This is a genomic window from Microcoleus sp. SVA1B4 (genome assembly GCF_036700545.1).
In the GTDB taxonomy this organism is placed as follows: Bacteria; Cyanobacteriota; Cyanobacteriia; order Cyanobacteriales; family Microcoleaceae; genus Microcoleus.
On the sequence record NZ_JAUBPB010000015.1, the window covers coordinates 81,739 to 105,860 of the forward strand.

The following is a 24,122-nucleotide window of genomic DNA, read 5'->3' on the forward strand; positions in this document are numbered from 1 at the left end:
TGGGGTGACTGTTAGGGAGCTATTCAAATGCTTCTCTTAATACTGTTTGCATCAACTCTTCTGCTAGTTGTTTTCGGTGTTTGATTTGTGCTTCTAGTTGGTCTATTATTTTCATTAAATAATCTATTTTTTCTACTATTGCTTTTTGTTCTGCAAGAGGGGGAAGGGGAATTAAACCAGATCGTAAATCTTTCATATTAATATGTTTAGCACCCATCCCTTTATGATTTTCAATAATTTGTTGACGGAAAAATGGAGAAACAACAATAAACCTAAACATTTTCGATGGTATGTATTTCCAAGGCCTAAATAACATTACACGCTGACCTAAACAAAATCTTTGACCGTCTGGTAATATTACTGCCTGTCCAATAATTCCTTCTCTTGAATAAACAATATCACCTGGTAATGGTTCTAATCGTTGATTTCTTTCCATAAATATCTGTTGATCGACCTTTCTAGTTTTTTTAATAATTCCTTCTTCATCAAAACAAGTTGTATCAATACAATTTTGTCCTTCTTCTTTATATTGAGGTGTACTATGAGGACAATCAACTATTGCAAAACAAGCATCAGATGTTCTACACCAAACCCAACTATCAGGTAAAGAAAAGGGGATTTCATCGGGTGAAATTTGAGGGAGAGGTTTTTCTTTTTTGAGTCTTCCGTCAGCTATTAATTGTTGTTTTTCTGCTTTTATTTTGGCGAGGAGTGCGGCTGCATCGGTGTCTGGATTACCTTTTTGAATTGGGTTTTGTTTACGCCATTCTGCTGTTAATTGACCTGAAATAGCTTCTTGTAAAATCGCCTGTTTTAGTTGAGAAATTATATCTGATTGCTTTTCATTTTCTATAATAATTGACTTTAAATTTTTATGTAAAATATTTATTTTTTGAAAATCGGATTGAACTTGTTTTAAAACAGAAATTCGTACAGCTTTATCTTTTTTATATTCTACAATTTTATCCTGAATTTCTTTAGGACATGATGGGAATATTATAGTTGTCATTTTATTTGCATTTACATTAGGCTGTGCAGTTCCATTTTTTAAATCAAGAATTTGATTCCAAAACAAATAGGAATTTAAAAACAAATAAATATATTCTGGATTGTAATCTTCACAGACAGAAAGCCGGATCAAGTAACTTGCAAAAATGCTAGTTTCTTTTATTTCTTGAATTAACGTTGTTTTTCCAGTAGTCCCGCCTGTTCGAGTAATTAATATATCTTTCTCGTTTAATCTATATTTTTCAATTTCATTACAATCACAAAAAGGAACTGTATCCCAGTCAATACCATCTTCTTTAATATCGGTGATTCTTAATAATCTACAATTTCCTGAATCTTGGGCTGAAGCAGAAAAACCATATTGTGTTTTTGATAACGCTTTTTTTAGAGGTAGAGGTTGATTATATTCATTCAAAATAGCTCTCATTAGAATAGTGTTTTCTAATTGATTTAATTCTTCATTATCAGTTTTTATGAACGTCAGTTTGCAAAATTGAAAATTGAGAGTTTTAACCATTAATTCCTTCCTTCTTTAAAATCTCTAATAATTGATCGCTCTTTCTAAAAGAATCATGCAACATTTCCAACAACTCAACCGAACTATAACCCCTTTCAACTTCCGAAACATGGGAATTTTTGACATCTAAATTAAACCCATTTTTCTCCAACTCCTCAAAACTTACCCGCCATGCTTGCGGATTTTCCTCCCGTTTATGCCACCATTGTTTTAAAGACTTAAACTCATTTTTATTAATGGGTTTCGTCTTAGAATACGCCTTCACTCCTTCGGGTAATTGATGTTCCCAATACCAGATTTCCTTTGTCGGTTTACCCTTGGTAAAAAATAACAAATTTGTCGCCACAGACGCATAAGGTTGAAACACCGAATTAGGTAAACGGACAATAGTATGGAGATTACAAGACTCTAATAAATGCTGACGAATCCGCGCCTTTACCCCATCCCCCGTTAACGATCCATCAGGTAAAATAATAGCAGCCCGTCCGCCATTATGCAAATACCGCACCATCAATAATAAAAACAAATCTGCGCTTTCTGTAGTACGATAACTCATCGGAAAATTATCCTGTACTCCATCAGTCACCGAAGCCCCAAAAGGTGGATTTGCTAATATGACATCCACCCGATCTTTATCACCAATAGAAGTATATTCCCGATTTAAACTATCAGTATATTCAATATTCGGAACTTCGATTTCATGGAGAAATAAATTTGTCACCGCTAACATAAAGGGTAAAGGCTTAAATTCCATCCCCTTAATCGTTTTTTCCAATGTTACTAAATCCCGTACATCATCCAAGCCTTGCAGACGTAAATGATTAATCGCACAAGTTAAAAAACCACCCGTACCACAAGCAGGATCGAGTAGAAATTCTCCTAACTGGGGATTAACCATTTCTGTCATAAATTCAGTTAAAGCGCGAGGCGTGTAAAACTCCCCATAAGCGCCCGCAGTCTGAAGTTCCCGCAAAATAGTTTCGTAAATATCACCGAATAAATGACGATCTTCCGAACTTTCAAAATCAATTTCATTGAGACTATTCAACACCTGACGAATAATAGTCCCATTTTTCATGTAATTATTCGTACCCTCAAAAATCTCTCGGACAATCATCGCCCGTTTATTCCCGGTGCTAATATCAAGGGATCTCAAAGTGGGAAACAATTTTTGATCGATAAAATTCCGTAATTCATCCCCCGTCATTCCTTCCTTATCCGCCGCCCAATTACACCAGCGCAACCTTTCAGGAATGGGGGAAACAAAATCATCCCTAAGCAATTCTAACTCTTTATCACTAGCATCAAGAATTTTGAGAAATAGTAACCAACCTAACTGTTCGATCCGTTGTCCATCGCCAGACACCCCCGGATCTTTCCGCATAAAATTACGCAGACTTTTAATATTACCGCCCAGATTTTTCATGCTGCTACTTGATACAATTCAGACATCAATTCCCGCAAAGCTGAAACATATTGAGGTTTACCCCCAAATCGTTTAACGATCTCCCCTGGAGATCCAAATTGCTTAAGCGGTTCTAATTTTAGCACAGAAAGCTCCTCTATATTCTCGATCCCATCGGTAGCATATTTTTCTAAAAGAGCCTCTAAAACCGCTCGCGCCTGTGGGCCATACTTAGTAAAATAATCTCGTTTTTTGACATTTTCTGCCCGTTCCCTGCGAGTTAAAGGGGGACGATCCCAAGCAATATGACAAATCAAATCGAATAAATCCAAATCTTTTTTAATATCCCTCTGTAAATTCTCAACAATAATATCATGTTCTCGCAGTTCTGCAATCAAAGCACTTTTTTTATCCGCCTCATTCCAACAAGCTAAAAATTCATCTAAACTGCTAAATTCTCGTAGCAAGTTCTGTTTAGTATAGTCTTTTAAACTCGTTGTCACCAAATCCCCATTATCATTGAGATATTGAATCCGCTCATTTAAAATGGTCACATCTACCCCAGCAATATAAACTTTCCCCTGTTTTTCTGTAGTAATTTCACCAGCAGAAATAATTGTCGGTTTTAGCTTTTCAGGAATATCATTATTTTGGTCAAAATCAACTATTTCGCCCGTCTCCTGATCAATAATTTCACCTGTCAGATCACCGATAATATTCTCTGGTGTAAATTCCTCATCATCCCGTATTTCCTTAATCATCACCGGATCACCATCAAATGCTCGATCCGAAAACAGATCCGTCACATTTCTAAAATCCATAATCGTGAAAAATCGCTTATCAAATTGTTCATTAATTCTTGTTCCACGTCCAATAATTTGTTTAAATTCGGTCATAGAACGAATATTAGAATCCAGTACAATTAATTTACAGGTTTGAGCATCAACCCCCGTCGTCATTAACTTAGAAGTTGTCGCAATCACCGGATAACGTTCTTCAGGATTAATAAAGTTATCTAATTCCAGTTTACCTTCCTTATCTTCTCCAGTAATTCGCATAACATATTTATAATTTTCCCTGACTAAATCTCCTGCTTCATTACTAATAGCTTGTCGCATTCTCTCCGCGTGTTCTACATCAACACAAAAAATAATTGTTTTTGAGTAAACATCTGTTTGTCGCAAAAAATCCATCACTCTTTTGGCAACAGCTTGTGTCCTTTCATCAATGACTAAATTCCGGTCAAAATCCTTAAGATTATAAATCCGATCCTCAACTAAATCCCCTGATTTATCTAGCTTACTCGCTTCGGGGCGATATCCTTCTAAATCAACATTTAAACCGACTCGAATCACCTTATAGGGTGCGAGAAAACCATCATCAATTCCTTGTTTGAGAGAATAAGTATAAATCGGATCGGCAAAATATTCAATATTAGAAACTTCCTTAGTTTCCTTTGGGGTTGCCGTTAATCCGATTTGAGTTGCCGAACTAAAATACTCTAAAATATCTCGCCATTTACTATCATCAGCAGCGCTACCTCGATGACATTCATCAACTATAACTAAATCAAAAAAATCTGGGCTAAATTCTCGATAAGCATCAGCATCTTCATCATCATAATTAACCAAACCCTGATACAAGGATAAATAGATTTCAAACGCGGTGTCAATTACTTTCTTTTTAATCACTGTCATTTTATTTTTAAAATGCTTAAAATCACCCCGTTTGGTTTGACTAATTAAAGATGTGCGATCGGCTAAAAATAAAATTCGTTTTTTGATGCCATTTTTCCATAGCCGATAAATAATCTGGAAAGCCGTGTAAGTCTTACCCGAACCAGTTGCCATCACCAATAGTAAACGATTCTGACCTTTGGCGATCGCTTCTACAGTCCGATTAATCGCGATCTGCTGATAATAGCGCGGCTGGCGACCTTGAGAATCAAAAAAGTAATCAAAACTAGCAATTTCTTCCGCTTCTGGCGTTTCAATTTGTTTGAATTTCTTGTATTTTTGCCAAATCTCATCAGGACTCGGAAAATTATCAAGGCTTAATTCTCGCTCAATCAAACTAGAAAAGCCCGATTTATCATGCTCTAAAAAACCATCCCCATTAGAACTAAAAGCCACTGGTAAATCTAAAATATCTGCATAGTTTAAAGCCTGCTGCATACCAGCACCAAGAGGATAAATATTTTTTTTAGCTTCAATAACAGCAATCGGTATATTCGGTTTATAATAAAGAATGTAATCAGCCTTTTTACCCTTACCCCTTTGGGTTAGATTCCCTTTAACATAAATTCGACCATCAGTAAAATAAACCTGTTCTCGGACTTGCTTGCTAATATCCCACCCCGCTCGAACTAAAGCAGGTAAAATATACTGTGTACAAATATCCTGTTCTGAAAGCTCTCGTTTATTAGTCATCTTTTATGTCACCGATCTTAACTATAGGAGGAAGAATTTCTACTGCTTGAAAAGGATTTAATACCAATAAATCCAAATCACCCGTAACAATTACATTGGCATTACCACTAACAGGCAACTCTAAAAAATTATTAGCATTGTCACCTCCCTGGCAACCGCCAAGAGGGTCAGGACGTTCTAGAGCGCTCAAACAATTGCCTGGAATTGCATTTTCACATCGACTTCTTCCTTCTTCCTTCTACTATAAATCTACTCAGAGTGTTAATCACCTAATTTGTCTAATTTTTTATGATCGGTAAAAAGTTAAGCTTTTCAACTTAACTTTTTACTGACTGATATTTAAGCAACCTCTACGAACACACCGCTGCGAGCAAACTCCTCTTCTTCAGGACTAAAAACGGGAGCTTGATCCACAAGGTCAGGGTCAAAGTAATATGTCTCTTGTAGGAATTGTCCGGTGACGATCGCCTCCTCCAACTCCTTGATATAATCTTGGGCAACTAAGCAAGCCTCCTTAATGCCTTCCTCATCCCTCTTATCCAACAGCTTTTGCAAAGTTGCTCTCACCCCTGTCAGTCGTGCCGCGGGCTTGAGCATACCGTAGAGACGGTACATCCGATCGGTGGCAATGCTAATGTGTTTGAGGGCTTTGGCTCGTGCTAGCTCAGAGTCAATGCTGGGCCAATAACGAGTGGTGTAGAATGCTTTCTCATCCTTGTGATACCACTCCTCCGATCGCGCAATCGATGAGGAGACAGTGTTGTGCAGCTTCCAGAAGAATAAGCGCAGGGAATCGCCATCTACTACGGTGGACAACTTCGCCTCCATTGATACCTCAAAGTTATTCAGACGCGGGTCACGCCCAAGTACAAGGTACTCTACAGGGTACATTTCCACCTCTTTATTCTGCACCACGTAGGCGTTGAGGTGGTGGCGGCAGTAGGGGCAGGGATACATAGTGGCAAACAGCTTGAAGAAATCCTTGAAGACGGCCACCAGACTTTTTTGCTGTTGGGGGGTCTTGGTAGAGACGATTTCAGCCGTAGTGTGGAAGAAACGCCACACCGCAGGGCCAATATAGTAAGGGAAGCTGACGCGCATTTGTGAATTCTTTATTTCACTGCGATCGATATACACGTCAATGAAGGATACATATTGCGAGAGTTCGCCAGACTCGCGCCCAAACTCCAAGCGTTCGCGCCGTTTCTGTACCCCATTCAGGTAGTTGTGCGTCAAGCGCCATGCCTGTTTGAGCATTAGCTTCTGTTTTGGAGCGCATTTGGGAAAGCTTTCTACAACATCCGCCCCATAGCGCCCAAATTCCCCTGACGTTTTAGTGGCTTCGTACCACTGGTTTAAAGCCACTTCGTCAGCCACCGTGTTGAAGGGGATGTCTGCTGCTGTGCTGACGCTGAAGGCAGCCAACAGCTTCGGCATAAAGTCTTCATACCAATAGGCGACTGGCATCATCGCACCATCGATTTCCTCTGAGGCATCCGAGAGGATGACGCGGTTCCACTTCTTCAGGTACTCTTTGGGATCTCCCTCGGATTGGGCTGGTGGCGGTGCCATTTCCTCACTCAGTTCCATTTTTCTCAATCGGTTGAGTTCGTTGATGGCAAGCACACCCTCGGCGATGTCACGCAAGTTGAGACTTTTCTTCTTGATGGTGATGGCAAACTCGACTCCCGCGGCAAACTTTTCCTTGGCAGTTGCAGACTTACCCCGCGCCTCCAACATGGCTTTTTGTTCTGCCAACATTTCTGGAGTTTTTTCTATAGTCTTCCAGTTTTTGATGCGATCTTGCAGTCTGGCATATTCATCTTCGATCGATTTAACTACTGCATCCAGTAAAGGGTTGCACGCCGACTCTACTACACCCAATCCTTTATAAAGCCCGATCGCACACCTGACAAATTGCACAAAATCAACGATTCTGTAGGGCAAGTTTCTCACGCGCAGGTGAGTCTCGTGGTTTGCGGAAAAACTCTCGCGGAAACTGCGGTAGGCTGCTCCCTGGATCAGACGAAACAAACCAATCTGCATCTGCAAGCGGGAGGTACCGCGCTTGCTCTCAGCTTGTGGGTGTTGCGCGAGTAGTTCTTTTAGCCGCGCTATTTCTGGATTGCTATCGGTGGGTGCTTCTTGTAGATTAGGTTCAATAGTGGCAGAAGCTGCCTCATTGATAGCAGTTGCTGTACTTGCGATCGCAGCCGCTGTACTGTCTGAAATCTCGGTTGTCTGTGTACTGACAATCGGAACCGGCGAGTCTTGATATCCGGTTGTGAGCTCTGACTCATCCGGTACCAGTTTGCAGAATTCCTTAAAGTCAATTGAGGCATCGCCGTCATTGTCTACCTCTTTGATGATCTCATCGAGCTCTTGCTCTGTCAGCCCAAACTGGCTCATCACGCCGTGCAGCTCGTCTCTGGTGATTTGACCGCTACCGTTTTCATCAAATACACTAAATGCCATTTTGAGACGACTCTGGCGATCGCCTTGCTGGGACACCATCAGCATTTTGAATTCCTCAAAATCGATACTGCCCGACAAGTCTACGTCCACTTCCTTGATCATGTCGCGCAGCTCGGTTTCGTTAGGACTCTGGCCTAGCGATCGCATCACTTGACCCAGTTCTTCTGATGAGATAGCACCGCTCCCGTCCGCGTCAAATACTTGGAACGCTTCCCATAACTTTGCCACATCTTCTTCAGTCATGGATTTTTTTTCAAGCTCCACAGATGTCATAACTAAATCCTCCCTGATTTTTTTATTGGCTGTCTATTGATTACGACCAATATACTTTAATTCCTGATGAGTTACGCAACGGTCTTGTCAAATCCAAGGGGGTTGCCGATATCTCCCACTTTGGCTTGTAACAGTTAATCTATCAGTTTGATATTACTCCCAGTAATTTTCCCAATCATCCTTAAAAGCTTCCTGCAATCTCTGCATATACGCATCAGTCTTAATCTTCACCATCCACAGATTATTACCATTGCGGCCTCCCTTGCACACAACACATTCATCCACACCGTATTTTCCGTGGCGAATATCATCCATAAACTTGCCTGTCAGTTTGCCGCGATAAATCACTCGCGCAATATTTAATTTACCAAAATCCTGAATAAACCGATCGGGAACAACCATAGCGCGATCGGTTTCCACATCAAAAAGCACCAATTGTTTGCGATCGTCCTTTTGGTGCATTCCCGCAAACGACTTAGCACCAAAAAACTCTGTAAGGAATGAGAATTAAATAACTTCCACTCTTGAAAGTGGGATGGGCGTCCTGCCCGTCCAAAAAGGACGGGCGGGACGCCCATCCCACAATAACAATTAAAATTGTAAGTTATTTAATTCGCGTTCCTAAACACCGTAATTTCAGCACAGTGATACTGTTCATTTTCTCGAAATAGAGACTCTAACGGACTAGCAAAGTCTCTTTTAAATATTTCCGGTGCTGCTTCTAAACCTGGATGTGCAGCGTTAAATTCTGCAATTCCCATCTCATCCAAAATCAAATCTACTGCCGCGCGTACCAAAAGCATACCAACCAAGTTCAACTTCCCAAACCCAATGCAAATTAGTGCCATCGTACTTCTCAAAAGCTACACATTGTTCATGAGGGCAATTTTTACTATCGGGAATTTTGGGATAGGCAAGTTGAACTCGTGTCATATAGAGGAAGGAAGTTCGGCAACGGATTCTGTAACGGATGTAACGGATGTAACGGATGTAACGGATGTAACGGATGTCAGTCCGAGGGAAGTCGGAAGAAGGAAGAAGGAAAGGGTTTCTAACAGTTTCCCCTTCCCCTTATTCCCTAAAAATCCCTCAATTGAGCAGTTTGAACCGCAAGTTCTTTAATCAGGGCACCGCGGCGCACCTTCAGTTTTAGAATTTGACCGATTTGGCTGTTTTCCACCAAATTTTGCAACTGTTCGGGTTCAGTCACTCCCTCGCCGTCAATTTGAACGATGACATCTCCCTTGCGAATCCCTGCTTCCTCAGCAGGCGTATTTGGCACAACTCGCATCACTAACACCCCTTTGACTTCGGGCACAATCAAAGGAGCATTGGGGTCAGAATTATTCTCTCTGGCCATTTCAGGATTCAAAGCAATCATCTGAATCCCCAAAAACGGATGGCTGACTTGTTCTCCCTTGGCTAACTGGGCGTAGATGGCCTTGGCTTTGTCGATCGGAATCGCAAACCCAATACCCATTGCATCAGCTCGAATCGCCGTGTTGATGCCAATCACTTCCCCTCTGCTGTTTAACAGCGGGCCACCGGAATTGCCGGGATTGATGGCTGCGTCGGTTTGAATGAAATCGAGCCGCTTGTCGGGAATGCCGACGGCTGCACTGGAGCGTTTGAGGGTGCTGATGATGCCTAAAGTGACGGTGTTGTCAAATCCCAGGGGGTTCCCCACGGCGATCGCCCAATCTCCTACTTTCACCGCGTCGGAATCTCCTAGGGTTGCCACGGGCAAGTCGAATTGCTTAGTATTAATTTTGACAACTGCCAAATCTGTTACTTCGTCAGTACCTTGCACTTCTCCTGGAAAAGTTCTGCCGTCGTTTAAGGTGACAGTCACTCGATCGGCTTTGTCAACTACGTGAGCATTGGTTAAAACAATCCCGCTTTTGTCAATGATGAAGCCCGAACCTTGACCGCGCAACCGTTCTTGTCTGGGGGTCATGCTGCGTAAATCTTCTCCCAAAAATCTGCGGAAGAAGGGGTCTTCCATTAAGGGATCGATGTTGCGACTGACAGTGCGCTCGGTATCAATGCGGACAACTGCCGGCCCGACTCGATCGACTGCCGCCGTTACAAAACTGCCGGTATCCGCCGGGAGTTCAGGACTCCGCAGCGCTAACAGTTGCGGATTCGGGGGAGTGGCTGGGAAACTCTGGAAGTGTAAGTTGGGCGGATTTGTGAACGTCGCGGCGGTAGCGGGTGCAGCATTGATTGCTAACGCACTCAGGGCGATCGTCATTCCTAAAATTAGGGCGAACCAACGAGCACCGATTCGAGGTGTGGGGCGAAAAAACTTAAATAGTCGCATAGCGTCAATCTTTGTTAGTCTGGGTTAGTCTGGTAAAGGTGTGCGATCGTGCGGACTCAATAATCTGTCATTATGAAGATCCTAAATATATTTAGACAGTTACAATACATGAGTCACGAGCCCGCACCAACTCACCCTATTCTGAATTCTAACTTTAAAAAATTCCCTAGTAATACCAGTTTCAAAAAAAGAATGCAACTCTAGGCCCGTGGGCCCAACCATTACCAAATCACTCATTCCCAATCTAAAATCTAAAATCTAAAATCTAAAATGGTATAACCACAATGATTCTATCTGATACTTCTACTGACAAATCCTTGCCCTCAAATTCCCACCACCATCACGACGATAAATCAGTCCACCCTCACCATCACGATGAAGAATCGAGGCGGCGGCTGGTAAATCGCTTGTCTCGGATTGAGGGACACGTCCGCGGCATTAAAACAATGGTGCAAGAAAACCGTCCCTGTCCCGAAGTTCTGGTGCAAGTTGCTGCGGTTCGAGGCGCGCTCGATCGCGTAGCGAGAATCATTCTTGACGAACACTTAACTGAGTGCATCGCCAGAGCCGCTAAAGAAGGTAATATCGATACGGAAATCGAAGAGTTGAAAGCGGCTTTGGATCGATTTTTGCCTTAGCCACTGCCAATTTTTACCTCCATATAACAAAACCTGCAAGTTAGACAAAACTTGCAAGTTATTCTTTCTGGCTAATTTTTTAAGTATCTTTCACAAACGCGGGAAAAGCATCAAATCTTCTCCCATTCACCCCCATTGTTACCACATATAATTTATATGCTCCGCAGTTTAGGAGAGCGAGTTTTGTTAAAAAACAATTAGTCAGGTTTGTCGTAATGACCAAGAATTTCAAAGGTGGTACCCGCCACGTGATTTATCCGTGGAATCAATCCAAAATCTAAAATCAAAAATCCTCAAGAAAGAGCATTTATCTCGCGCAAGTCAATCTAAAATCTAAAATCTAAAATCTAAAATCGATTGACGCAACTCCTCAAAAGCTTCAAAAACGGACGGCAAACAATTAGATAATCGATGCTTAGGAATGATAATTAAATAACTTCCACTCTTGAAAGTGGGATGGGCGTCCCGCCCGTCCTTTTTGGACTGCCGGGACGCCCATCCCACAATAACAATTAAAATTGTAAGTTATTTAATTCGCGATCCTTAATCCGACGTGTATGAACAGTCTAGACTTTCGTCAGCTTGGCTTTTAGGTGATATCTGACTGTTGCATAAACTGCTTTATAGGAAGCTTCAATGCTGTATTCCTGCTGCAACCACTCTTGAATTTCTCCATAGCTTTTAAAGCCTTCCTGGGGGTCGCTGAGGCGCATTGCCAAACTAGCGCGGGCCAGAGGAGGAATGGCCGGCTTACGGCCGCCGCTGTGCTTTGTTTCGAGGAGTCCTTCGAGTCCATCAGAACGGTACTTTCTCAGCCACCGCTGCACTGTAATTCGATTGACCCCGATCGTCATTGCCAATTCTTTAACTGTCTTAACATGACAAATTTTGAACAGGTAAAGTGCTTGAATTTTTTGAAATCCGCTTGCTGTTTTTTGTTCAGTTAACAGGTTTTTTAGCTCTTCACTTGTCTCTGTGATGCTAAGTTTACATACTCCAGCCATATCAATTACCTCACGATTCACGTTCTACAATACCTGTGTTTGACAAGGGAGCAAAAGCTGCTCCTATCCTAAACGCTGACCTTTTGTTTGCCCTGAAGCAATACAAAAGCGATCGTTCTCATTAAACTTTTTCCTTCCTGGAGACACTCGGACGCTCAGAAACCGGATTATTTTAATCTGGAGCAAGGTTGCAACGATTTTTTTGGTAAAAAACCAGCTTTCTGGGTCAGTTTTGTATTTGATGGACAAGCGTCATTGCTAATACTGATAGCCGTTAACCGATCGACCGTAACATTAGTGGCAATAGGTGACTCTTAAGGAATACCATTTATTCTCTTATTGTTAAACATCAATCATGGTTTTCCTGGCATTTATTGGTATTTTTTGTTAACGTATGGGCGATGTTTAGTCATTAGGTGCTAGCAAACAAGCGAATGTCTGTACACCAGCGATCGCATTTTTATACAGACATTCCCCTAGTCCCCGAAGTGCATTTTTGGCTTTCGCAGTGCGAAAAATCCTTAGATATCAGCACTCTCATCGCTCAGAGCGGGTAGGGCCGAGTGACGTTGCAACCTACTTTCACAGCAAGCGGGCAAGTATCCGTGAAACTACTGGCTTTATCGCCAATTGAGTAAAACACGACGAGGGTGGCATTGTCAATTTCTCAGCATTACAGTATAAGTATCGGCTATTTTTGCCCGCCTGCTGTGATCGAAAGCGGAGTCTCTATGTGATCCTACTAGCATTTTTTTGTGATTTAGGTCACACTAGCACTCAGTAAGCTCAACTAGCCACAAAAAGTTATGAGTTCGATCGGACTTTCCACCTAAAACCTTATAGATTCAGGGAAGTTTCACCCTAGGTGTGAATATTTCAGAATCTAAAATTGCAGAACATCCGGTGTAACCAGCTTGCTGACAGTATTCTTCATTTAAAAGGTGTAGAGAAGCCACAATGAACGTTGACGAACTGCTCAAGCTATATGCAATAGGAGAAAGAAATTTTAGCGGGGTCTACCTGCACGAGGTCTACCTCTACGAAGCAGAATTGATTGGAGCCAATCTGTATGAAGCCGACCTGATTGGAGCCAATCTCAGCAAAGCCAAACTCAACAGAGTCAACTTTGGCAAAGCCAATTTGTGCAAGATTAATTTGAGCAAAGCAGACTTAGGTGGAGCCGACCTCACAGAAGCACTTTTACTGGAAGCTAACCTGCATCGAGCTGAGTTGATGGGAGCAAATCTCAGCAAAGCAGACTTGAGCGGAGCTTCTCTGATCCAAGCAACTTTAATTGGAGCAAACATATCTCGCGCAACACTCAGCCGTGCAGACTTGCACGGAGTAAATCTTTACGGAGTAAACTTGCGTAGGGCGGTGCTCACAGAATGCGATTTAATTGGCGCAAACTTGAGTAAAGTAGACCTTAGCGGAGCCGACTTAATGGGGGCGAGTCTAATTAGGGCAGACTTGACTGAAGCGATTTTAAGTGCGTCCGACTTAAGCGGAGCAAACCTGTTGGGAGCAAACCTTACAAAAGTCAACCTGAGCGGAGTATATCTTAAGGGTACAACGATGCCCGACGGCACGATTCACGACTAATTTATCAGAAAATTGGGTTGAAAACCCTGTCCTTGTAGGACGGCTTTTTTCCATTGTTAAGTAAAATAACAAATCCATCTTAACAAATGAATATGGTAGAATAACCATATCAGACAAGATGTAAAAACCTACCCCCGGACTGGGGGAAAGTCTACGCCCAAAACATTTTTGAGGAGATATGATTACGCACTCTTTTGTGCCCAGAGTAGTCAGCCTGGGAACCCTAGCGCGATAGGGATATTAAGACTGAAATGTCTTAAGAATCCCCGTGCCTTAAGGCAGGGGAGTGTCAATTGTTAATTTTTATGGTGGCCGAGAACAGCGGCTAAAGGGTAGTCAGTAACGAGCGGGCTAAAGCCACGCTCGCTTGTAAGAGAAATCGAGCAAGCTATGCTGACCAGACCCCTCGCAAGAGGAGACGTTATTTAGGTCACGACACCGGCGAATGCGACGCCAGTTTTGGGCTCTGTCACCTGCGATTAAACAGTTTTAAAGTCACTGAAGCAGTGTCGCAGGTCTAACAAGCCTTTATAACCAGGTCGAGGCGAACATTACCCCGCAAGGGAGACTGAGGCAACCATACCTCATCGGAGGGGCAACCATACCCCTCCAACCCCGAAAGGGGAAAGATTCAAGGCGATTGAAATCGCCGCGTTGTTTTCCTCTCAGGACTAAAGTCGCGCTCGTTTCCCACTTACCGAGTTTTTTTATGAGTAATTCATTACCCTAATTTATTGGCAGCGAAATCTTTATTTGACCGAAAGCATCCATGATACCCGCCACGTGATTCATCCGTCCAGAAATAAAAAACCTGTATCCGAGAAACTGGCCCCCCGAATTTCTCCGTGGGGTCAATGCTTCAATTCTTTAATCTTTAATCTTTAATCTTTAATCTAAAATCGATTGACACTCAGGTAAGGCCGAGAACTTCAATCTAGGGTGCTGATGGCGCCCAGAACTCCTACATACGGCAAGTCAAAAGATTTGTTAGCTGAACTTGTGTTATGGTGATTTTCAATTGCTTCGAGAAAAGCTATTTTAGATTTAATATTTTGGATTTTGGACGGTTAAAATGAAACTCAGAATCCTGGCTGCTGTAACGCTGCTGAGCGCGATCGCCCCGATCGCTCCTGCACCCGCCGAGAACATCCAACACACGCAACAATTACTAGCCACCCGACAGTGCCCCAACTGCGACCTCAGCAGTGCGGGCTTAGTTTTAGCCAATTTAACCGGAGCCAATCTCAAAGGTGCTGACTTGAGGTTGGCTAACCTCAGTCGAGCCAACCTGACGGGGGCTGACCTCAGCGGTGCAAACCTCAGCGGCACCAGCCTGTTTGGCGTCAACCTGACAGGGGCTAACCTCACCGGTGCCAACCTCAGCGGTGCTGACTTGAGAAGTGCCTATCTCAGCGACGCCAATTTGCTCAACGCCAATTTAACTAACGCGCAACTGCTCGGAGTTAGAGGAATGCCAACCAATATCGGCACCGCTGAAGACTTCTATCGGTTGGGAGTGCTGGAAGCTCAAGCAGGAAACTACAGAAACGCCATTGATTATTACAATCAAGCCCTGAATCTGAAATCGGATTTAGCAGCCGTTTATTTTGCGCGCAGTATGTCTCGCGCTGACTTGGGAGAGTTCGCCGGTGCGGCTCAAGACGCTGCAATAGCAAACAAACTCTTTGCAGATCAAGGAAATCCCCAAGGTCAGGAGTTGTCAAAGCAGTTAGGCGAAGCCATTGTTGCACGCCAAAAGCCAACGGAACCCCGCACTTCCAGCCGCGGCGACTTTATGAGTCTTCTGGGGTCGATCGGTTCTGTTCTGGTGAAGCTAATCTTGCCTTAAAGACTTGTGAACGGCCTGCTCCAACGACTTTTTATGCTGCGCCAACCCAAGCGATGTAGAGCGTTTCTTACACCCATCTGGCTTTACTAAACCCCTAATGTCTGTAAGGCAGGTATACTTAGCCTAGTCTCAATATATGTGTCTAGGCTAGTTTCACTATTTAAGGACAGAATATGAATAGATTTGAAAATATATCCGTAAGGGGTTTTCGGCGTCTTCAAAATATTGAGCTTGAGATGAGAAATCTCATCGTCATGATTGGTGCAAACGGAGCAGGAAAAACTTCTTTTTTAGATGTCCTTTCAATACTAGCCGCTTCAGCAAGTGGAAATTTACAGAATTTATTACAACTTAAAGGCGGCTTGAATGAAATTTTGACAAGAGGTAAAGTACAAGAACTTGAAATTGAAATTTCAATGCAAGTGCCAAAGGAACAACCTTTGAAGTACAGCTTAACATTGTCACCAAAAGGTTTATCTTATGAATTTAGAGACGAATCTTTAACACAGCAGAGAAATCCCCACAGAGCTGAACCATTCAAGTATATTGAATCACAAGGTTTGGATATTAAATATTCTCAAGAAGAAAGCAGAGGATTTGTGAGACCGAGTTGGGATCACAATCCTCTTGAAACATCGCTTTCTCAAGTTCCTAAAATGTATCGCGAACCAGAGAACCTGAGAAAGAGCCTTGCTTCTTGCACATATTATGGAGCACTCGATGTTTCAGAGAAAAGCCCAATCCGTCTACCTCAAGCAATGCGCCCTGCAAAGTTGCCTGGAGCAAGCGGTGAAAACCTGGTTTCCTGTCTTTATGACCTTCGGGAAACCGATCGAGACAGTTTTGAAATGGTTGAAAATATCATTTCTGCTGCCTTTCCAGATTTCGAGCGATTAAACTTTCCTCCGGTTGCCGCAGGAACTATGTCTATGACTTGGACAGATAGGAATTTTCCTCAGCCTTTCTATGTCCATGAGCTATCAGAAGGAACGTTGCGCTTCCTCTGGTTAGTTGCGCTCCTGCAAAGTCAAACTTTAACAACTATTACGTTGCTAGATGAACCAGAAGTTAGCCTACACCCGGAACTCTTAAGACACTTAGTTTATCTAATGAGAGAAGCTTCAAAACACACTCAACTGATAGTTGCCACACACTCAGATAGACTCATCAGATTTCTCGATCCAAGCGAGATTTTGGTCTGCGATTTGGAAGAAGGGGAGGCAAAAATGAGGTGGGGTGACACTTTTAACCTGGATAAATGGTTAGAAGATTACAGTCTTGACCAGGTTTGGGAAATGAATGTGATGGGTGGCCGTCCATGAGAATTGCTATTTTGGTTGAAGGTGCTACTGAAATGGCATTTAGAAAGAAGCTTCATGAGTTTCTGCAAAGTCGTTTAGAGCAAAAAATGCCCAGACTAGACTTTAAACCACAACATGGTGGAATTCCCAAGGAAGGGAAACTCAAGAAAATAGTTGAAACTCTCCTCGATAATGATGGCTATGATGCTGTAATTGCACTTACAGACGTTTATACCGGAAAGCCGGACTTTAAAGATGCCAATGATGCTAAAGAGAAAATGAGGACATGGGTAGGTAAAAACCCAAAATTCTATCCTCACACAGCATCACATGATTTTGAAGCATGGCTTCTTCCCTACTGGACAACTATCCAGAAGCTAGCGAAACACAACCTTTCTGCTCCTAGCGGTTCGCCTGAAACAGTAAATCATCAAAAGCCACCTTACTATTGGATTAAGGAGATTTTTAGCTCTGGAAAACGCGGAAAAGACTATAACAAAGTGATTGATGGAATGGCTATTTTGAAAAAGAACGATCTGATGATTGCGATTAAAGCTTGTCCAGAGCTAAAAGCTTTTGTGAATCGAATTATCTCTCTCTGCGATGAAGAGAAAATAATTTCTTGACGTAAAACGCGATCGCTGTTAATTGCCCGAATTCTCAAAGAAGTCGGGTATCTGGGTGTGTTGTTTTTTTAGGTTGTTCTACCTAATTCAGCGGAATCTCGATCAAAAACTCAGTACCAGTACCCGGTACTGAAACACACTTGAGTACGCCTTGGTGTTTCTCAACAACAATTTGGTAACTGATAGACAGTCCTAAACCCGTGCCGCGACCGACCGGTTTAGTAGTAAAAAACGGATTAAATATGTGAGAGATTAACTCTTTGGGGATGCCGTGACCATTGTCGGCAATGCCAATTCCTACCGTTTTTTCATTGATTAATTGGGTGCGAATCCGAATGCAAGGGGATGGGAAATCAGGAATCAAACACTGGGTGGTTGCCTTTATATCTCCTGACTCGATAGGCAGTATTTGGGAGCTTAAATGCGTCGCCGCTGTATTTGTTGCTTTAAAGGGAAGATTCATAACTCGCTCTTTTTTTCCCATTTCTAGGGCGTCAAGGGCATTACCGATCAGATTCATAAATACCTGATTGAGCGAGCTGGCATAGCATTCTACTAAGGGCAAATTGGCGTATTCTTTAATGATTTCTACGGTGTTGTGCTCAGAATTGGCTTTGATCCGGTGCTGCAAAATCAACAGGGTACTGTCTATGCCCTCGTGAATGTCAACGGCTTTTTTCTCGGCTTGATCGCTCCTGGAAAAATTGCGTAAAGATACAACTAACTGGCGGATACGCTCAACTCCGACTGTCATGGAACCCAAAATTTTTGGCAAATCTTCGGCAAGAAATTCGATGTCGATTGCTTCGGAGCACTCGCTAATTTCTGGGTTGGGATTGGGGTAGTGCTGGCGATAGAGTTCCACCAAGCAGAGTAAATCTTTGGTGTATTCGCTGGCGTGGGACAGATTACCGTAGATAAAGTTAACGGGGTTATTGATTTCGTGGGCGACTCCGGCCAGGAGTTGTCCGAGACTGGACATCTTTTCGGTTTGAATCAGTTGGGCTTGGGTATTGTGCAATTCTGTGAGGGTTTTAGCTAGCTCTTCGGCTTTTAATCGATCGGCAGTTGCTGCATTGAGACTTTCTTGATAAAGTTCTGCTTGGTGAATGGCGATCGCAGCTTGAGCCGCTAAATGTTGCACCAATTCCTGTTCTGCAGTTTGCCAAACTCTCGGCCCCGAACACTCATGGGCAATCAGCAATCCCCACAATTGGGAATCTTTGCCTCTCATGGGCACAATTAAACTTCCTCTCACCTGCAACTCTTCCAAAAATTCGCGGTGACAGGGTGTTAAATCCTCAGTATAAATATCATTAATTGCTCGCACCCGTCCGGCTCGATAAAAGCAGTCTGAGCCTTCGGGAAAGCATCCTTGTGGAGATGTGATACCTAAAATGGATCGCCACTCGCCGCAAACAGCTTCGACAACTACCTCGCCCTGTTTGTCTGCCGCAAATTGGTAGATTACCGTGCGATCGGTATCCAACAAAACTCTGACTTCTCGCACAATAGTTTGCAGTATGATTTTTAAATCTAAGGTGCTGCGAATCTGGTCTCTAACTCGCGTCAATACTTTGGCAAAGTCCAAGGATTTTTGCAATTGGGCGGTGCGCTCTTGAACTTGGCGCTCCAAGTTGGCATTCAGAGTTTGCACTTCTTTATAAAGAACGTACTGCCCAATTGCCGAACAAAATTGGCTGCCTATAGCTAAAGCTTGCTCAATTTCTTCGTACTTCCACTCTGGCGACTGACCTTTTTTTATTTCTCGCCAAAGTTCAAATGATTGTCGGGGAAGGGTTTGTGCCGCGTTGGTGTCAAAGCGCCCCGCCCACATTTTTTCGGTATCAATTGCATTGCGAAAAATGGTCAAACAGCCAACTACTTGTTGTTTGTAGTGGAGGGGAATTACCAGCAAACCCCGAATTTTAGTAGCTTGGAAAGCGGGAACTAAAACTCTGAATAGAGGTTCTTTGTATAAGTCTGTAATTATCGAAACTGGGAATTGAGAATTAGTAAAAATTGGAAATTTGGGAAATTCTTCGGTATTTTTGAATCCTTTGGTTAGCCATTCCTGCCAGAGGGGATGAGCTTCGATCGCCTTAACTTTTTCCCAGTTGGGAAGTGTCGGTTGTTCTCCTGTGGTGAACAGTTCAAAGGTAGCATCACTGTGGGCCGGGGCAATTGGCAATCCTCCTTCAATCTTGGGAGGGGATAACTTTTCACCGTTGATTTTCGGCTGGTTGAGATAGAGTCTGCCACCGCTGCCACCCAAAGCGGTGACGGTGGCTTCTAAACCCTGTTGCAGTTGAATGTTGACGTGACCATACAACAGGGCTGCTATGCGGCTCACGGTAGCTTCGCGGGCCGCTTGAGAGCGGGTTTGCTGGAGGAGGAGGGCGTGGGCTATAGCGCTAGACAATTGATCTGATACAAGCTGAACTACTTCTAAATCTGCTGGTGAAATATTGAGGGGCGCACAGTGGTGAGACACTAAAAGTCCCCACAGTTCGATGTGAATTTTTTGATTATTTCCTGGCTCGTATCGAGTCAGACACGTCGCGGCCTGGCAGATATCTGTTTTGCTGTTTTCCGAGACGATCCGGCGGTGCACTATCGGCACGACTAAGGATGATTGCACTCCCATTGCGATCAGGTAAGCGGTGTGGCAAGGATCGAGCGATCGGTAGTGCATCTCCTCTTTTATTAAGGGTTGACCGGTGTCTGCTGCATCGAGGGGACTCAGGACGATCGTCCCTGAGTTAACATCTATTATTGTCCGCTGGCGCAAAGTGAGATACATCTCCCTGGCGCTGGCGGGAATGTCGTCTGCTGGAAAGTGCAGTCCTTTCAAGGAAGGGAGATGGTTGTTATTAAGTGACTCAGCAACAACTTCTCCACTGCCGTCGGCACTAAACCTGTAAATCATAATGCGATCTGTTTTCAAAAAAGACCGCACTTCTGCTACCGTACTGGTTAAAATATCTTCTAATTCTAGAGATTGGCGAATGCGTTCTGTTATCCGCCGTATCAAAACTTCTCTGTCTAGTTTATAATGTAATTCTTGCGTATTTTCTCTGAGTTGCATAAATCTCCTTTTGTACTTATACAATGATAATAAGAAGTTTTGATGTGCTGTTGGAGCGTTGAAACTCAAATGCCTCACCCTGAGTTTTTGACTCAACCGATCTGTACAATTAATCCGTCGCGCACTTGTGAGAGACGACTGTTTATCGCCTCCGGTGGGCTGGGGCAAGTCAAATCTGCGATCGCGCCAGTTTAACCCTTGCCTTCAACAGGCAGAGCGACTTAAGCAAATAATAATTATTATTTTAATGCTCTTATAAATTTCTCGCAATCTTACACTCTCACTAGGAGAATTCTTCATTGTTAGGATAACTTGACATTTGTTGTAGAACTTCATATAATGATAATTAACGAAAGAATTTGAGTTACTATCAGCGCCCCTGGCCCTGACTAATTTCTTGGCGCACGCTCATCAGAATTTTACCCAAATGATTTTGACCGGTTCGGTCGCAGCCACACCCCCAGTAGTAATCCGTTGGCGAATCCTCTACAATTACTCGATCCCCTGTGGCAAGAAGAATCGCTTGAATGTCTGTATGAGTGAGAAACTTAGTTAAAACTGCTTCGCGCATAATGGGAATTTTCACGGCTTCCCAATCAGCGCGAATCCGGTGGTTGGGATCGCGACCTAATTTAGCGGCTTCTTGAGGAGTTGCTACGGCTTGAATCGCCGCCACTAATCTTTGATCGGTGCTGACAAATTTTTGGGCTTGATAGTAATGTTCCACCGTCAACCAATATTGACCGTGCAGAGAAATGTCGTGTAGTGAAAAATTAGAAAAGCAGCCATAAGGCTCCTCTACTTTATAAAAATAAATTATCATTTGATTTTAGATTTTAGATTTTAGATTTTAGATTTTAAATTTTACAGGATTTACGCAAAATCCAATTATCTAGGGTGCTTAGGGGCGCACCTTACCGCTATTGGGAATGAGGAATTGAGAATAAGGAATTGGGATTTAAGAAGATTCTCTCTTTTTTCTTCCCTCAAAATCCATGCGTTAAATCCGTTGCTGAACTTCCTTCGTTCTAAAACGGCATCAGCTTTTTAAGAGCGCGGTTAGCGATATCGGCCTAACGCAGTTCGCCACACAAAATTTGGCTCATCAACTGAGTAGTCATCGGCAATTTGACGCCCGCTCTGTAAGCAGCTCCTGTAAACTGATAGAATGCTCTAGCCAAGCGACTGGCCCAAATCAGATGAGTGTTCCATTCTTGGGCGATCGATTGAGTGTAAGGCTCCTTAGCGTCGTCGGCACCTCCAAGAGCTCGATCGATCGCCTCAGCAGCCTTAAATCCACTAAAAATGGCAGGACGAATTCCTTCACCGGACAACTGGTAATGGGTGATTGGTCATGGGGCAGGAGGAATTGGTAAGTTAATGAGTGTTAAATCTTGAGTTTTTAACTCACAACTCACAAATGACTAAGCGTCTGCTCGTTGTTCGCGGCCGGCTCTGAACAATCTCAAAACTCTTCCTATTCCCCATGCCCAATTTCCCATTCCCTAAACAGTCGTGATATCTTTCTCTTTGGCTGCCAGAACTTCTTCTATTTTGGCAACGTACTTGTCCGTCAGCTTTTGAATTTTATCTTGCAAGTCGCGGGATTCATCTTTAGAGATATCGCTGCTTTTTTCCTGCTTGCGAATCGAGTCAACGGCATCGCGGCGGATATTGCGAATTGCAACTTTACCTTCTTCAGCAAACTTACTGGCCATTTTGACAAATTCTTGGCGTCTGTCGCTCGTCAGCGGCGGAATGTTCAAGCGAATAACTGAACCGTCGTTGTTGGGAACGAGTCCTACATCGGACAGGGAAATTGCTTTTTCGATCGAGGTAAGCGCTGTGCGATCGAACGGTTGAATGTTGATCGTAGTCGCATCCGGCGTGCCGATGTTGGCAAGGGATTTGATCGGAGTTGGAGAACCGTAGTAATCTACCATGACTCGATCGAGGAGGGAGGCGTTGGCCCGTCCCGTCCGAATAGTATTAAAAGACCGTTGAGTAGCCTCAACTGCCTTTTGCATATGATCTTCTGCTTCAGCTAACTTCACAAAAACCTCCGACAAGAGTTCCAATAGATTCTCCCATTACAGCTCGGTAGATGTTGCCCGACACCGAGAGGTCAAATACCATAATAGGAATATTATTTTCTTTGCAAAGGGCGATCGCCGTACTGTCCATCACCCGCAAATCTTGATTCAAGACGTGGGCATAGGTGAGGGTTTGATACCTGCGCGCGTTGGGGTTGAGGTGGGGGTCGGAATCGTACACCCCATCTACCTTAGTAGCTTTAAAAATCACCTCTGCATCAATTTCAGCCGCCCGCAAAGCGGCTGTAGTATCAGTAGTAAAAAAAGGGTTGCCAGAACCGGCACCAAAAATCACTACCCGTTTTTTTTCAAGGTGGCGAATTGCCCGCCGCCGGATGTAGGGTTCAGCTACTTCTTGCATGGCGATCGCCGATTGCACCCGCGTTGGCACTCCTGCTTGTTCCAGGGCATCCTGCAAAGTGATAGCATTCATCACCGTAGCAATCATGCCCACATAATCCGCAGTTGCCCGATCCATCCCTGCCGAAGCAGCTTTCACCCCGCGAAAAATGTTGCCACCACCGACAACAATCGCGATTTGAATGCCTTGGGACACGACTTTGGCCACTTCCTGGGCGATCGACTGAACGACTATCGGATCGATGCCGTAGCCCAAGCTGCCCATCAGCGCTTCACCGCTGAGCTTCAGCAAAACTCGCTGATATACCATCCCCATGCCGCCACTATTTTTTTACTCTTTTTGCCTCCACCATAAGATAGCAGTACGGGTGCATTTTGAACATCAATTGCCCGGAACAGGCATCCTGCTTGTGTAGCAAGAGAATTTGTTTGTGGCGCGGGCTGCGCCGGTGAACAGGCAAGATGCCTGTTCCACAACCGGATTTATTTTTTTCAGTGAATGCTAGGTGAACAGGCAAGATGCCTGTTCCACAACCGGATTGATTTTTTCTCAGTGAATGCTAGGTGAACAGGCAAGATGCCTGTTCCACAACCGGATTGATTTTTTCTCAGTGAATGCTAGGTGAACAGGCAAGATGCCTGTTCCACAACCGGATTGATTTTTTGTGGGGAGTAGGGGTTGGGCTTCTAGCTAGCCCCTAAAAGAATCAATCCTTGGGAACGAAATTAAGAGCAGCAGAATTCATGCAGTAACGCTGACCGGTAGGTTTGGGCCCGTCGTTAAATACGTGACCGAGATGAGCGTCGCAAACAGCGCACAGTACCTCTGTTCGGCGCATGAACAAGGTGTTATCGGACTCACACTTGACATTTTCTTCGCTAACTGGAGCGTAGAAACTCGGCCAACCAGTACCGGAATCGAACTTTGTTTCTGATTTAAATAGCTCCGTACCGCAGCAAATGCAATTATAAATTCCGGGCTTTTTGTTGTCGTGATACTCGCCGCTAAAAGCTCTTTCCGTTCCTTTTTTGCGGGTGACTTTAAACTGTTCTGGCGTGAGTTGTTGTTGCCATTCTGCGTCGGTTTTTTTAACTTGTTGAGTCATGATTTGATGTTTGGTTAAGATGTAT

Annotated in this window: 22 protein-coding genes; 7 read left to right on the forward strand and 15 right to left on the reverse strand. The window is 43.6% G+C overall.

The features are described from left to right. Positions 1-19: 19 nt before the first annotated feature. From QT987_RS10055 to QT987_RS10085, 7 genes are all read right to left on the reverse strand, one after another. Complete coding sequence (locus tag QT987_RS10055; RefSeq protein ID WP_333239426.1) at positions 20-1,525, reverse strand: restriction endonuclease subunit S; 1,506 nt, start codon at positions 1,523-1,525, stop codon at positions 20-22. After that, on the reverse strand, positions 1,518-2,951 hold the full coding sequence (locus QT987_RS10060) for a class I SAM-dependent DNA methyltransferase (protein WP_333239428.1): 1,434 nt from the start codon (positions 2,949-2,951) through the stop codon (positions 1,518-1,520). The genes QT987_RS10055 and QT987_RS10060 overlap by 8 nt, the downstream gene beginning before the upstream one ends. After that, positions 2,948-5,359 carry an EcoAI/FtnUII family type I restriction enzme subunit R gene (hsdR, locus tag QT987_RS10065; RefSeq protein ID WP_333239430.1) on the reverse strand — a complete coding sequence of 804 codons (2,412 nt, stop codon included), beginning with the start codon at positions 5,357-5,359 and terminating at the stop codon, positions 2,948-2,950. The genes QT987_RS10060 and hsdR overlap by 4 nt, the downstream gene beginning before the upstream one ends. Continuing rightward, positions 5,352-5,549, reverse strand: a complete 198-nt coding sequence (locus QT987_RS10070; protein WP_333239432.1) for a hypothetical protein — start codon at positions 5,547-5,549, stop codon at positions 5,352-5,354. The genes hsdR and QT987_RS10070 overlap by 8 nt, the downstream gene beginning before the upstream one ends. A 149-nt stretch (positions 5,550-5,698) precedes the next feature. Next, entirely contained in the window at positions 5,699-8,107 is a 2,409-nt protein-coding gene (locus QT987_RS10075; protein ID WP_333239434.1) for an EF-hand domain-containing protein, read from the reverse strand. 153 nt (positions 8,108-8,260) lie between these two features. After that, complete coding sequence (locus tag QT987_RS10080; protein ID WP_333239436.1) at positions 8,261-8,569, reverse strand: hypothetical protein; 309 nt, start codon at positions 8,567-8,569, stop codon at positions 8,261-8,263. Between the two features lie 146 nt (positions 8,570-8,715). Beyond that, positions 8,716-8,910 (reverse strand): hypothetical protein, encoded by a 195-nt coding sequence (locus tag QT987_RS10085; protein WP_333239438.1) that lies wholly within the window; start codon positions 8,908-8,910, stop codon positions 8,716-8,718. Between the two features lie 28 nt (positions 8,911-8,938). Between QT987_RS10085 and QT987_RS10090 the strand changes: the two genes are divergently transcribed. Then, positions 8,939-9,229 (forward strand): hypothetical protein, encoded by a 291-nt coding sequence (locus QT987_RS10090; RefSeq protein WP_333239440.1) that lies wholly within the window; start codon positions 8,939-8,941, stop codon positions 9,227-9,229. Here the strand turns inward: QT987_RS10090 and QT987_RS10095 are convergent. Continuing rightward, positions 9,186-10,430, reverse strand: a complete 1,245-nt coding sequence (locus QT987_RS10095) for an HhoA/HhoB/HtrA family serine endopeptidase (protein WP_333239442.1) — start codon at positions 10,428-10,430, stop codon at positions 9,186-9,188. The two genes, QT987_RS10090 and QT987_RS10095, sit on opposite strands and share 44 nt — an antisense overlap. Before the next feature lie 284 nt (positions 10,431-10,714). Here QT987_RS10095 and QT987_RS10100 point away from each other — a divergent pair, with 284 nt between their 5' ends. Beyond that, positions 10,715-11,068: a metal-sensitive transcriptional regulator gene (locus tag QT987_RS10100; protein ID WP_333239444.1), complete on the forward strand. Its 354-nt coding sequence runs from the start codon at positions 10,715-10,717 to the stop codon at positions 11,066-11,068. Positions 11,069-11,634: 566 nt separating this feature from the next. On the opposite strand, the gene QT987_RS10105 is transcribed toward QT987_RS10100, so the two are convergent. Next, entirely contained in the window at positions 11,635-12,072 is a 438-nt protein-coding gene (locus QT987_RS10105; protein WP_333068711.1) for a helix-turn-helix domain-containing protein, read from the reverse strand. Between the two features lie 434 nt (positions 12,073-12,506). Here QT987_RS10105 and QT987_RS10110 point away from each other — a divergent pair, with 434 nt between their 5' ends. From QT987_RS10110 to QT987_RS10130, 5 genes are all read left to right on the forward strand, one after another. Then, on the forward strand, positions 12,507-12,629 hold the full coding sequence (locus QT987_RS10110) for a hypothetical protein (protein WP_333239446.1): 123 nt from the start codon (positions 12,507-12,509) through the stop codon (positions 12,627-12,629). 400 nt (positions 12,630-13,029) lie between these two features. Continuing rightward, complete coding sequence (locus tag QT987_RS10115; protein ID WP_333155535.1) at positions 13,030-13,674, forward strand: pentapeptide repeat-containing protein; 645 nt, start codon at positions 13,030-13,032, stop codon at positions 13,672-13,674. A 1,072-nt stretch (positions 13,675-14,746) separates the two neighbouring features. Next, entirely contained in the window at positions 14,747-15,523 is a 777-nt protein-coding gene (locus QT987_RS10120) for a pentapeptide repeat-containing protein (protein ID WP_333239448.1), read from the forward strand. Positions 15,524-15,696: 173 nt separating this feature from the next. Then, the gene (locus QT987_RS10125; protein WP_333239450.1) at positions 15,697-16,845 is read left to right on the forward strand and encodes an AAA family ATPase; all 1,149 of its coding nucleotides are present in this window, start codon (positions 15,697-15,699) and stop codon (positions 16,843-16,845) included. Next, positions 16,842-17,450 carry a DUF4276 family protein gene (locus QT987_RS10130; RefSeq protein ID WP_333239452.1) on the forward strand — a complete coding sequence of 203 codons (609 nt, stop codon included), beginning with the start codon at positions 16,842-16,844 and terminating at the stop codon, positions 17,448-17,450. The genes QT987_RS10125 and QT987_RS10130 overlap by 4 nt, the downstream gene beginning before the upstream one ends. Before the next feature lie 82 nt (positions 17,451-17,532). Here the strand turns inward: QT987_RS10130 and QT987_RS10135 are convergent, their stop codons facing one another. The 6 genes from QT987_RS10135 to msrB form a co-directional block, all read right to left on the reverse strand. Further along, positions 17,533-20,538 (reverse strand): GAF domain-containing protein, encoded by a 3,006-nt coding sequence (locus QT987_RS10135; protein ID WP_333239454.1) that lies wholly within the window; start codon positions 20,536-20,538, stop codon positions 17,533-17,535. 370 nt (positions 20,539-20,908) lie between these two features. After that, on the reverse strand, positions 20,909-21,361 hold the full coding sequence (locus tag QT987_RS10140; protein WP_333155543.1) for an NADAR family protein: 453 nt from the start codon (positions 21,359-21,361) through the stop codon (positions 20,909-20,911). 250 nt (positions 21,362-21,611) lie between these two features. Next, positions 21,612-21,872 (reverse strand): hypothetical protein, encoded by a 261-nt coding sequence (locus QT987_RS10145; protein WP_333239457.1) that lies wholly within the window; start codon positions 21,870-21,872, stop codon positions 21,612-21,614. Positions 21,873-22,043: 171 nt separating this feature from the next. After that, positions 22,044-22,592, reverse strand: a complete 549-nt coding sequence (gene frr, locus QT987_RS10150; RefSeq protein WP_333239459.1) for a ribosome recycling factor — start codon at positions 22,590-22,592, stop codon at positions 22,044-22,046. Beyond that, positions 22,579-23,307, reverse strand: coding sequence for a UMP kinase (gene pyrH, locus QT987_RS10155; RefSeq protein ID WP_333076369.1), 729 nt, complete (start codon positions 23,305-23,307; stop codon positions 22,579-22,581). Before pyrH ends, frr begins: the two co-directional genes overlap by 14 nt. A gap of 391 nt (positions 23,308-23,698) precedes the next feature. After that, on the reverse strand, positions 23,699-24,097 hold the full coding sequence (gene msrB / locus QT987_RS10160; RefSeq protein WP_333239461.1) for a peptide-methionine (R)-S-oxide reductase MsrB: 399 nt from the start codon (positions 24,095-24,097) through the stop codon (positions 23,699-23,701). Between the last annotated feature and the right edge of the window lie 25 nt (positions 24,098-24,122).

Coding starts and splice junctions, on each gene's coding strand:
- QT987_RS10105 (WP_333068711.1), bottom strand. CDS start 12,072: ATGGCTGGAGTATGTAAACTTAGCATCACAGAGACAAGTGAAGAGCTA.
- QT987_RS10075 (WP_333239434.1), bottom strand. CDS start 8,107: ATGACATCTGTGGAGCTTGAAAAAAAATCCATGACTGAAGAAGATGTG.
- msrB (WP_333239461.1), bottom strand. CDS start 24,097: ATGACTCAACAAGTTAAAAAAACCGACGCAGAATGGCAACAACAACTC.
- QT987_RS10115 (WP_333155535.1), top strand. CDS start 13,030: ATGAACGTTGACGAACTGCTCAAGCTATATGCAATAGGAGAAAGAAAT.
- QT987_RS10110 (WP_333239446.1), top strand. CDS start 12,507: ATGTCTGTACACCAGCGATCGCATTTTTATACAGACATTCCCCTAGTC.
- hsdR (WP_333239430.1), bottom strand. CDS start 5,359: ATGACTAATAAACGAGAGCTTTCAGAACAGGATATTTGTACACAGTAT.
- QT987_RS10130 (WP_333239452.1), top strand. CDS start 16,842: ATGAGAATTGCTATTTTGGTTGAAGGTGCTACTGAAATGGCATTTAGA.
- QT987_RS10100 (WP_333239444.1), top strand. CDS start 10,715: ATGATTCTATCTGATACTTCTACTGACAAATCCTTGCCCTCAAATTCC.
- QT987_RS10055 (WP_333239426.1), bottom strand. CDS start 1,525: ATGGTTAAAACTCTCAATTTTCAATTTTGCAAACTGACGTTCATAAAA.
- QT987_RS10140 (WP_333155543.1), bottom strand. CDS start 21,361: ATGATAATTTATTTTTATAAAGTAGAGGAGCCTTATGGCTGCTTTTCT.
- QT987_RS10080 (WP_333239436.1), bottom strand. CDS start 8,569: ATGCACCAAAAGGACGATCGCAAACAATTGGTGCTTTTTGATGTGGAA.
- QT987_RS10060 (WP_333239428.1), bottom strand. CDS start 2,951: ATGAAAAATCTGGGCGGTAATATTAAAAGTCTGCGTAATTTTATGCGG.
- pyrH (WP_333076369.1), bottom strand. CDS start 23,307: ATGGGGATGGTATATCAGCGAGTTTTGCTGAAGCTCAGCGGTGAAGCG.
- QT987_RS10090 (WP_333239440.1), top strand. CDS start 8,939: ATGCAAATTAGTGCCATCGTACTTCTCAAAAGCTACACATTGTTCATG.
- QT987_RS10135 (WP_333239454.1), bottom strand. CDS start 20,538: ATGCAACTCAGAGAAAATACGCAAGAATTACATTATAAACTAGACAGA.
- QT987_RS10125 (WP_333239450.1), top strand. CDS start 15,697: ATGAATAGATTTGAAAATATATCCGTAAGGGGTTTTCGGCGTCTTCAA.
- QT987_RS10095 (WP_333239442.1), bottom strand. CDS start 10,430: ATGCGACTATTTAAGTTTTTTCGCCCCACACCTCGAATCGGTGCTCGT.
- QT987_RS10085 (WP_333239438.1), bottom strand. CDS start 8,910: ATGCTTTTGGTACGCGCGGCAGTAGATTTGATTTTGGATGAGATGGGA.
- QT987_RS10120 (WP_333239448.1), top strand. CDS start 14,747: ATGAAACTCAGAATCCTGGCTGCTGTAACGCTGCTGAGCGCGATCGCC.